This window comes from Devosia sp. (assembly GCF_040509215.1).
In the GTDB taxonomy this organism is placed as follows: Bacteria; Pseudomonadota; Alphaproteobacteria; order Rhizobiales; family Devosiaceae; genus Devosia.
Map to the genome: position 1 here is coordinate 1 of NZ_JBEVLL010000135.1, position 10,402 is coordinate 10,402.

At 61.3% G+C, this 10,402-nt stretch carries 9 protein-coding genes; 4 read left to right on the top strand and 5 right to left on the bottom strand.

Features of this window, described 5'->3' with window-relative positions; all coding sequences use genetic code 11:
- Positions 1–35: 35 nt before the first annotated feature.
- Positions 36–779 (bottom strand): glycosyltransferase family 2 protein, encoded by a 744-nt coding sequence (locus ABW043_RS07325; RefSeq protein ID WP_353920563.1) that lies wholly within the window; start codon positions 777–779, stop codon positions 36–38.
- A 183-nt stretch (positions 780–962) separates the two neighbouring features.
- Between ABW043_RS07325 and ABW043_RS07330 the strand changes: the two genes are divergently transcribed.
- Positions 963–1,772, top strand: a complete 810-nt coding sequence (locus ABW043_RS07330; RefSeq protein WP_353920564.1) for a FecR family protein — start codon at positions 963–965, stop codon at positions 1,770–1,772.
- Positions 1,773–1,849: 77 nt separating this feature from the next.
- Positions 1,850–2,632: an ion channel gene (locus ABW043_RS07335; RefSeq protein WP_353920565.1), complete on the top strand. Its 783-nt coding sequence runs from the start codon at positions 1,850–1,852 to the stop codon at positions 2,630–2,632.
- Between the two features lie 4 nt (positions 2,633–2,636).
- On the opposite strand, the gene ABW043_RS07340 is transcribed toward ABW043_RS07335, so the two are convergent.
- The 4 genes from ABW043_RS07340 to ABW043_RS07355 are packed head-to-tail and all read right to left on the bottom strand — an operon-like array spanning position 2,637 to position 7,618.
- A complete protein-coding gene (locus tag ABW043_RS07340) occupies positions 2,637–5,339 on the bottom strand; it encodes an ATP-binding protein (protein ID WP_353920566.1) in 2,703 nt (900 codons plus the stop codon).
- Positions 5,340–5,573 (bottom strand): hypothetical protein, encoded by a 234-nt coding sequence (locus ABW043_RS07345; RefSeq protein ID WP_353920567.1) that lies wholly within the window; start codon positions 5,571–5,573, stop codon positions 5,340–5,342.
- Positions 5,557–5,940 carry a response regulator transcription factor gene (locus ABW043_RS07350; protein WP_353920568.1) on the bottom strand — a complete coding sequence of 128 codons (384 nt, stop codon included), beginning with the start codon at positions 5,938–5,940 and terminating at the stop codon, positions 5,557–5,559. Before ABW043_RS07350 ends, ABW043_RS07345 begins: the two co-directional genes overlap by 17 nt.
- A 55-nt stretch (positions 5,941–5,995) precedes the next feature.
- Entirely contained in the window at positions 5,996–7,618 is a 1,623-nt protein-coding gene (locus ABW043_RS07355) for a helix-turn-helix domain-containing protein (RefSeq protein ID WP_353920569.1), read from the bottom strand.
- 186 nt (positions 7,619–7,804) lie between these two features.
- On the opposite strand from ABW043_RS07355, the gene ABW043_RS07360 reads away from it, so the two are divergent.
- Positions 7,805–9,163: a substrate-binding protein gene (locus ABW043_RS07360; protein WP_353920570.1), complete on the top strand. Its 1,359-nt coding sequence runs from the start codon at positions 7,805–7,807 to the stop codon at positions 9,161–9,163.
- A gap of 145 nt (positions 9,164–9,308) precedes the next feature.
- Complete coding sequence (locus ABW043_RS07365; protein WP_353920571.1) at positions 9,309–10,340, top strand: branched-chain amino acid ABC transporter permease; 1,032 nt, start codon at positions 9,309–9,311, stop codon at positions 10,338–10,340.
- Positions 10,341–10,402: the final 62 nt, after the last annotated feature.

Below are 10,402 nucleotides of genomic sequence, written 5' to 3' on the forward strand. Positions count from 1 at the left end.
CATCAAATGTAGAGAGGGCCTGGAAAAGACCGGGATCAATCCTTGCGGACGTCCTTGTAGTCCATGGTCGCGGGCTTGCCGCGGAAGGTGACCCAGAAGAAGTTCAGCGTGTAGGTTGCAGCGGTCTGGAACACGCCTTCCTTTTCGAGGCGGCGGCCCGATGTCTTCATCTTGAAGTCAGTGCGCCATTTGACGCCGCCAACCCGAGAAAGGCGCACTGCCACGTCGGTGTCTTCGCCAAAAAATTCGATTGAGCGGTCATAACCGCCCACATCCTGCCAAGCCTGACGCTTGAAGACAAAATTGCCGCCCTGCACCACCGAGCCGACGCGCAGCACGAAGCGGTTGAGGAGGTAAATGAGATAGGTCAGGCCATAAAAGGCCGAGATCAGCGCCCGATTATGCGGCGCCATGTCGTAATAGATATAGGGGCCGCTAAGGCAGACGAGCTTGGAGTCCTTGTTGAACTCCTGCATCACCGTCGTCAGCCAGCCTTCGGGCACGATGGTGTCGCTGTCGATATTGGCGATCAGGTCATAGCCTTCGCTAGCGGCAAAGCCGGCATCGCGGGCATTGACCAGGCCCTTTTGGGGTTCATCCACCACGCGCACGCCGGCAAAGCTGCGGGCGATTTCCCCAGTGCGATCGGTGGAAGCGTTGTTGACCACGATCACCTCGGCCGGAACGCCGGAGCGCTTGATTTCGGCCTGGACGGATTCGAGGCACTTTCCGACCAGCGCCTCTTCGTTATAGGCGGGGATGACGAATGCCAGCTTCATTGTTTTCCTTCTGCCGGGTCGGCCGACGCTTGGGTGGCTGCTCATAGCGCGACATCTTCCCGCGAGCAACCTTCAGCCCCCGTTCAGGCTGGATGGCTAAGTTTCCAACAGGTTCGCCGATTGCTATAGTGGCTATAGCGGGATGTCCCGGCGTGTTTGAAAGTTCCCGGCGTGGAGAATGTCATGCGTCGACTTGCCTTGAATGCGGCCATTCTCTTCTGCAGCGGCTTCTTGCTTGCCGGTTCTGCTCATTCGGCCGAAGGTCGCGCCGTCGGGGTCAATCCAGACGCCTTGGCGCGCTTCTCCGGCACCGACCGAGTTCTGGCCGTCGGTGCGGATATTTCGATGGGCGAACAGGTTGTTACCGGCCCTTCCGGCCAGGTGCAGATCGTCTTTTCCGATCAGACGCGGCTAGTCGTGGGACCCGGCAGCACGCTTACGATCGAGTCCTATCTCTTCAATGGCAATACGGCCAACAAGTTTGCCATCAACGCGCTGGCCGGCAGTTTCCGCTTCATTTCCGGCCACAGCCCTAAGGCCGCCTATTCGATCAATACCCCGACGGCCTCGATTGCCGTGCGCGGCACGAAGTTCGATTTCAACGTGACGCGGTCGCGCACCGATCTGATGCTTTACGAAGGCGGCGTGCAATTGTGCTCGACGTCCGGGCAGTGCCAGGAGCTGGATAATTTCTGCGATCTCGGCGCTGTCGATGCCAGCGTTTCGCAACTGATCCGGCATAGAGACCCGGTCCACCCTGAACTCAGCGAAACCTTCCGCTATGCGCGCTTCCAGAGCCCCCTCATGTCAGAGTTCAGGGTGAGTGGTGCGGGCAAATGTGCGCAACCTCCTGAAGATTCAGGCGTTCCTCCGTCCCTGGCTCCCGGCGGCGATGGTGCCCCTGGTCCCACCACACAGACTGGACCGCAGACTGGGCCACAGACCGGGACGCAGACTCCTGGCGCTACCAGAAACCCGACATTCGGGAACTGATCGCGACTCGTGCTAGGGGCTGGCCATCATCGAGGTAGACTAACCTGACGACATCCAAGCCGCGGCCAGACGAGAAAGTGGAAGACGCACACTGGCTGGCGCGACTGCGCAGGAAGCTGCGGCTTCTCTACCATTCGCAGGCGCCATTCGCGCTGCGGTTTCAGGCGACCGTACTGATCGTCGATCTGGCGATCATCGCATTCTTCATTGCCAGCCCACTGCTCAAGGGGCGTGAATACTTTCTCTGGATCGACTATTCGATCGCGGCGCTCTTATTCATCGAACTCGTCGCCCGGGCACTGGCCTCGACCGACATAGTGCGCTGGCTGCGGCAACTGCCCGTCATCATCGACATTTTCATCCTCGCGACGCTGCTGGCTCCGACCTGGCTGTTCAACCTGGGTTTCCTGCGAATCCTTCGGCTCTGGACAATGAGCAAATCGCCCATCATCTGGCGGCCGCTCCACAAATACCGGCTCGGCGCCTACAAGGAGACGATACAGGCGGTCATCAACCTGCTGGTCTTCGTTTTTGTGGTGACAGGCTTTGTCTATACGGCCTTCGTCAGCGAGGAATCCGGCATTGTCGGCTATGTCGACGCGCTCTATTTCACCGTCACGACGATGACCACGACCGGCTTTGGCGACATCACCTTGCCGGGCACCTTTGGCAAACTCGTCGCCATCGCCGTCATGCTGATGGGCATTTCGCTCTTCGTGCGTCTGGCCCAGCTCATCTTCCGCCCGGCCAAGGTGCATTTCCCCTGCCCCCAATGCGGCCTCGCCAAGCACGAGCCAGACGCGGTCCATTGCAAGGCCTGCGGGCATATCCTGAACATTCCCGACGAGGGCAGTCTCTAGCGCCCTACCCTCGGATCACCGGCAGGCGCAGCCGGAAGCAGGCTCCAGGCAGGGGGCTTGGCGCGAGGTCCAGCGTGCCTTTCATCCGCTTGACGATCTGGCGGCTGATGGCGAGCCCCAAACCGGCCCCGGCCTGGTCGATGGCGCCCCTTTGGCCTCGTGAGAACTTCTCAAAGATCAACTTGCGCTCGCCCTTGCTGATGCCCGGGCCATTGTCGGCCACTTCCACGACGAAATTGCCCGACCTCAGCGCCGAGGTGATCCGCACCACCGGCTCCGCCGCGTCGTTGTATTTCACCGCGTTGGAAATGAGATTGATGAAGACCTGGCACAGCCGGTCAGGGTCGCCCTCAACCATGGTGGGCCCGGCGCGATCGCCGTGATCGACGCGCATACCCTTCTGCCGCAACAGGGCATCACAAACCGAAAGGGCCCGATCAAGCGCCGCATCGGCGTCGACAGGCTGGCTCTGCCAATTGCGCTCGCCGCGTTCCAGCGCGGAGAGATCGAGGATTTCGTCGAGCAGTTTTGTGAGCCGCAGGCTTTCCTGATGAATGGTCGAAACAAAGCGCTGTCGCTGCGTGTCATCCAGGGAATGACCGTCGAGCAGGATTTCGGAAAAGGAGCGAATGGAGGTCATCGGCGTGCGCACTTCGTGGCTCACCTGGCTGAGGAATTCGTCCTTCTGGCTGTCGAGCTCGCGTAGCTGCGCATTGGCATCTTCCAGTTTCTGAGCAGTCGTGCGCAGCTCGGCGGAGGTCTTTTCCAGTTCCTGCGAATAGACGATGACCTGCTGGGTCTCATCTGCCATCTGCATCATTTCTTCGAGCGACACATCGCTGCCGGCGACGACTTTCGAAAGCATCACGTGGGCCGAAGCCGCGCCAATGGAGCCGGCCAGTTCGCGCTCCAGCCGCCCCACAAATTCCGGCGTGGGTTCAAAGCCTATGGGATCGACGCCGCTATCGCGCGCCGCGGATTCGAACAGAGCCGCTGCCCTTTGCTCGCCCAGGACGCGCTCGGCGACGAAATAGAGGTCATTGGCGGTAGCAGAGCCCGGCAGGAAATTTCGCTGCGGCAGGTTCGGGCGGCGGAACACATCTACAAAGGCCGTCGCCTGAATGCGCTCCAGCGCCGATGGCGTCGTGATCAGTGAACCCAGCGTCAGCGTCAGGATGTTGACCGAAAGGCTCCAGAACGCGGCGTGGGCTAGCGGGTCCCAGCCTTCGAGGCCGAACATCGCCTCGGGTCGCAACCAGGAAATGCCCCAGGGACCTTCCAGCAGGAGCTGAGAGACGGCCGGTGAAACGGAATCGAACGAAGGCAGGAAGCAGCACCAGGCCCAGAAAACGAAGCCAAGCAGGATCGCCATCGACACCGCTTTGAGCGAAGCATCCTTCCAGAAAATGGCTGCCAGCAGCGCCGGGAAGAACTGTGCAATGGCGGTGAAGGAAATCAGCCCGATCGGCGCCAGCGCGTCGGAATCGCGGGTGAAGAAAAAGTAGAAAAAACCGAGCGACAGGATCAGCATGATTGAGAACCGCCGCGCCACCAGCAGCACGCGGCTCACCCCCTGCCCATCCCCGTATTGCGGCGGACTGAAGCGCAGGACGAGCGGCATAATGATGTGGTTCGACACCATGATCGAAAGCGCGATGGATTCGAGAATGATCATCGAGGTCGCCGACGAAAAGCCGCCGATAAAGGCGAACAGCGCCAAGCCATTCTGCCCTGCGGCCAGCGGCAGGGTCAGCGCGAACATGTCGGGATTGGAGCCCTCCGGCATCACCGTCAGCCCATAGATGGCGATGGGCAAGATGAAGATGCTCATCAGCAGCATGTAGGCCGGGAAGGCCCAACCGGCGATCCGCAGATGGTTCTCGTCAGAGTTTTCGACCACGGTCACCTGAAACTGTCGCGGCAGACAGACGATGGCGGCGATGGACAGCGCCAGCGTTGTAAGCCAGCGACTGTCGAAGCTGGTGGAGGTATCCATGACGATGCCCTTGGCGGCCGCCTGGCTGAAAATCCCCTCAAAGCCGCCGCCGATGAAGACAACGAAAACACCGACGGCCACAAGCGCCGTCAGCTTTACGACGGCTTCAAACGCGATGGCGGCAACCACGCCATGATGCTGTTCCTTGGCGTCGACGTGGCGGGTGCCGAAGAGGATCGTGAAGAGCGCCATGCCCGCCGCCACGCCCAGAGCCAGCCCGACATCATCGATGCCCTTCAAACTCCCTTGGCCGAATTCCGATGAGCCAGCCACGGCCTGAATGGATGAGGTAACGGCCTTCAACTGCAGCGCGATATAGGGCGCGATGCCGATAACGGCGATGCAGGTCACCAGTACGCCAAGCCGGCTCGACTTGCCGAAACGCGAGGAAAGCAGGTCTGCTACCGACGTGATGCGATAGAGATGGCTGATCCTAACAAGGCGCCGTAGCAGGAAATACCAGCCCACAAAAACGATAGTTGGCCCGAGGTAAATCGTGAGAAATTCCAATCCACTACGGGCGGCATTTCCCACGGCACCGTAAAAGGTCCAACTGGTACAATAGACCGAAATGGAGAGCGTATAGACCGCCGGCGAATTGAGCCACGAGCGCTTGTTGGCCTTGGCGCGCCGGTCGCCGAAATAGGCCAGCACGAAGAGCAGGCCGACATAGGCGATTGCGGTCGCGATGACGAAATCGGCCGACAGCATCTAGCCCTCGCCCTCCTCGCCATTGGCGGGACGTTCGGGGCTCAACCTGCTGGTCAGCACACCCGTCCCGACAATCAGCGCCAGCCACACACCGAACAGGTAAAACACGATCTGCGGCACGCCGAGCACGGTGAAATCGTGGTTGAACAGGTGCACCAGCGGCGGCACGAGCAGCAGCAGGCCTGCCGTCGTCAGCAGGAACATGCCGCCGACGATCTTACGCCGGTCCGGCATCTTCACCCAGAAGGCTGCGCACCGCGCCCACCACCTCGGCATTCGAATAGGGTTTTGTGACGAACCCGTTGGCCCCAAGTTCTTCGGCGATACGCCTGTCCTGCTGCTGGCCCTTGGCCGTCAGGATGAGCACCGGCAGGTTTTCCGTGTCAGCATCGGCTCGTAGGTGCTTGAGGATGTCGAACCCGCTGCGCTTGGGCAGCATCACGTCGAGCACCAGCATGCGCGGTTTGAGACGCCGTACCCCGTCGATCACGGCGTCGCCATCGGTTACCGAGCTTATGCTCCAGCCGGCACGCCGAAGGATGAAATCCAGCGATTCAAGAATAGACGGCTCGTCCTCGGCAATCAGGATATCAATAGCCAAATCTCCCCCCAGTGCCCGCGGTCTCCCCTCCGCGAACTCACGCAATAGAACTCAATCAGCCGGAATCGCCAAGGCCGAATTCTTTCGGGATCAGCGGCAGGCGCGTCACCGAGCGCGGGCCATCGGGCGCCAGCATCTCCTCCTGTCGCGCCGGACAGTCCCGACGCGTGCAGAGCCGACAGGTCGGGCCGACCGGCACATCGGCCTCGTGATCGTCGAGATCGAGCCCCGAGGCATAAACTGTCCGGTCGGCATGCAGCACGTCGCAGGCCAGCATGATGGAGATGTGGGTCGCGGGCTCACGATAGGAGCCTGGCCGTCTTTGCAGCGATCGCGCAAGGAACAGATAACGCGACCCGTCGGAGAACCGAACCACCTGCCGCAGCAGCGTTTCCGGCTGCCGGAAAGCGCCGTAGATCGACCAGAGCGGACAGGCATGCCCAGAATTGGGCAGTAGCAGGCCAGGCAGCGGGAAATGTTTGGTCAGGCGCCCTGCAGGGTCGGATCGCAGGAACCCGAACGGAATGCCCTCCTCGCCCGGTCGCCGCAGCGACACCAGCCGGTGCGCCACCTGCTCGAAACTGCCGTTAAATATCTGTCGAAGCTGATCGATGTCATAGGCGAGCCCCTCGGCCTCGGCGAGAAAGCGCGAATAGGGAAAGACGATGGCTCCGGCCAGATACGACCCCATAGCCCGCGCCGCCAGCCGCCGCGTCGTCGGGCTGGTCAGCACCGCACCATCCAGTGTCGTGCGCATCACATCGGCGGCCGACAATTCGCCCAGCAAGCGAGCAAGCTGAAACTGCCGTGTGGCGAGAGTTGTCGACCCTTGCAACCACATCACCCGCTCGTCTGCGGCAAACCGATACTGCCCGGGAAAACCCTCTATCCCCGACGAGCCACCGATCTGCGTCCGCACCCCAAAGCGCCGTTCCAGTTCTTCAACCAGCAGCGCCGGCCCGAAACTGCCCTTAGCATCCAGCTCGCCCCGCAAATCCTCCGCCACCCGCTCAAACTGCGGGAAATAATTCTGCTGCTCGATGATGAGATCGTCGATTTCGCGCATGGCGGAGACATTGCCCGCCACCCGGCTGCTGCTGTCGAACTGCCCGATCAGGCTCCGCGCCACATCGCTTAGCGCCCGCGCCTCGCGCCCGATGGCACCGAGAAACTGTTTTCGTTCGGCCTCGTCGAGGTCAGGCACATCCTCGAGAATTTCGGCGCTGGAGCGCACGGCCGTGATCCCCGAAAGGATCTGGTGCAGCAACTGGCTCAGCAGCGGATCGGACCGCAACCGGTCGGCATAATTGTCCGCGCTCGCTACCGCATTGGCATAGGCCCGGTGCAGCCGCGCAATGGCCCCGGCACTGGCCGGATATTGCGCCACCAATTGCCGTCTTTCGTCGGGCTGAAAATCCAGCGACTCAACCACCGGATCGGCATAGGCCTCTTCAAGGTCCTGCAGCAGCTTCTGCTCGTCGTCGCCAGTCAGGTCAGCGGTCTCGATCTGCAGATGGTGCGCCACGCGCTGCAGCAAAGCGCCGCCGATGTCGCGTTTGTTGTTCTCGATCAGGTTGAGGTAGCTCGGCGAAATACCGACCATGCGCGCCAAGGCGGCCTGGGAAATCTTCAGCGATTTCCTGCGGTTGGAGATACGAAACCCGATGGGTGCCCGCATTGCCGTTTCCTCCCCGAAACTGCGTTTGCAAACGAATTTACTGGATCGCCTTCGATCCAGAACAACAATTTACAGAATTATCGTTGAATTACAATGGGATATTGCCGTCGTTTGCAAATCCGGCAAATATTGGGCAGCGCTGAGGCTCCGGCAATGTACCGGCTGCCCACGCATAGGAGGAGATCAATGACTATTTTGAAGCGTGGCTTGTCGCGCCGCCGTGTCCTGCAGACCGGCATGGCCGGCATCATCGGTTCGGGCGTCGCCCCTCTCGTTTTCACCAAGGGCGCCTGGGCCCAGGAATTCTGCAACAATCCCACCGGCGACACGGTCGTTTTCGGCCTCAATCTGCCTCTGACTGGCACCTATGCCGAAGAAGGCGCTGACGAACAGAAGGCCTATGAACTGGCCATCGCCCACCTCAATGGCGAAGGCGACGGCGGCCTCCTGAACGTGCTCCAGCCCTCCGCCCTCAAGGGCAACGGCATCCTGGGCAAGAAGGTCACCTATGTGTCCTCCGACAGCCAGACCAAGTCCGACGTGGCCCGTGCTGGCGCCACCCGCATGATCGAGCGCGATGGCGCCATCATGATCACCGGCGGTTCGTCATCGGGCGAAGCCATCGCCGTGCAGGGCCTCTGCCAGGAAATGGGCGTCATCTTCATGGCGGGCCTAACCCATTCCAACGACACCACCGGCAAGGACAAGCGCCGCTACGGCTTCCGCCACTTCTTCAACGCCTACCAGTCAGGCATCGGCCTCGCCCCAGTTCTCGGGGATACCTATGGCAATGACCGCCAAGCCTATCACCTTACCGCCGACTACACCTGGGGCTGGACCCAGGAAGAATCGATCAAGGCCGCAACCGAAGGCCTCGGCTGGAAAACCACTGCGGCCGTGCGCACCCCGCTCGGCGCCACCGACTATTCGCAGTACCTGACGCCGATCCTCAATTCCGGCGCCGACGTGCTGATCCTCAACCATTACGGCCTCGACATGGTGAACTCGCTCACCCAGGCCGTGCAGTTCGGCATGCGCGACCGCCAGGCCAACGGCAAGGACTTCCAGATCGTCACCCCGCTCATCTCCGAGCTGATGGCCAAGGGTGCCGGCGAAAGCGTCAAGGGCATCTTCGGTACGTCCAACTGGCACTGGAACCTCCAGGACCCCGGCTCGGTCGCCTTCACCAAGTCGTTCGGCGCCGCCTATGGCTCCCCGCCGTCCCAGGCTGCGCACACTGCCTATGTCCAGGCCCTGCTCTACGCGGATGCCGTCGAACGCGCCGGCACCTTCTATCCGCCCGAAGTCATCAAGGCGCTGGAAGGCCACGAATTCGACGGCATGGGCAATGGTCCGACGCTTTACCGCGCTGACGACCACCAGTGCATCAAGTCGGTTCTCGTGGTGCAGGGCAATGAAAGCCCGACCAGCGAATTCGACGTGCTCAACGTGTTCCAGGAAATCGACCGCGACACCGTCGCCTACGATCCCACCATCTTCGGTGGCGATCTTGGCCCGGCAGAACCGGTTCCGATGTGCGCGTAAAACTGTAGTCGAGGCTCCCACCATCGTCATTGCCCGGCTGTCCGGGCAATCCATGGCATGCCGCCGCACCCCATGGACCGCCGGGACAGCCCGGCGGTGACGCCCTAGGGAGTTTCCGTGCCTTTCGGTCGACCCGGAGCATCCGATGTTCGAAGTCATTTTTCTGCAATTTCTCAACGGGCTCGATAAAGGCGCCGCCTATGCGCTGATCGCCCTTGGCCTCACGCTGGTGTTCGGCACGCTGGGCGTCGTCAATTTCGCCCATGGCGCGCTGTTCATGCTCGGCGCGTTCTGCGCCGTCACCGTGCGCATGTTCCTCACCATGGAAACGGTCACAATCGATCCCGAAAAGCTCTCGCCCTGGGGCGCGCCGCTCGAAGTGCGCGAGCCACTGGTTCAGGCATGGCTCGGCGATTTCGGCGCGGTGCTGGTCAATTACTCGGTGCCGCTATCAATCATCATCACCATACCGATCATGCTCCTGGTCGGCATCGGGCTCGAACGCGGCATCATCAAGCACTTCTACAAGCGCACCCATGCCGAACAGATCTTGGTCACCTTCGGCCTCGCCATCGTGGCACAGGAAGTCATCAAGGCCTTTTACGGCCCCAACCCCATTCCTCAGCCCATGCCTACAGACCTGCGCGGTGCGGCCGATATCGGTGCCTGGCTCGGCATGCAGGCCAATGTCATCACCTACCCGGTCTGGCGTCTGATATATTTCGTTTTCGCCGGTGTCGTCATCGGTGGCGTCTTCGCCTTCCTGCAGTTCACCACCTTCGGCATGGTCGTCCGCGCCGGCATGGCCGATCGCGAGACCGTCGGCCTCCTCGGCATCAATATCGACCGCCGCTTCACCATCATGTTCGGCCTCGCGGCTGTCGTCGCCGGCATGGCGGGCGTCATGTACACCCCGCTCCTACCGCCCAACTATCACCTCGGCATGGACTTCCTCGTCCTCTCCTTCGTGGTCGTCGTGGTGGGCGGTATGGGCTCCCTGCCCGGCGCTGTCGCCGCAGGCTTCCTCCTCGGCATTTTGCAGTCCTTCGCCTCTATGAACCAGGTGAAAGCGATCTTCCCCGGCATCGACCAGATCATCATCTATCTCGTCGCCGTCATCATTCTTCTGGTTCGTCCCCGTGGCCTCATGGGCCGGCGCGGCGTGATGGAGGCCTAGTATGAACACCCTCATGTCCCGCAAAGATCTGTTTTTATTCCTCGGTTTCACCGTCGTCGTTC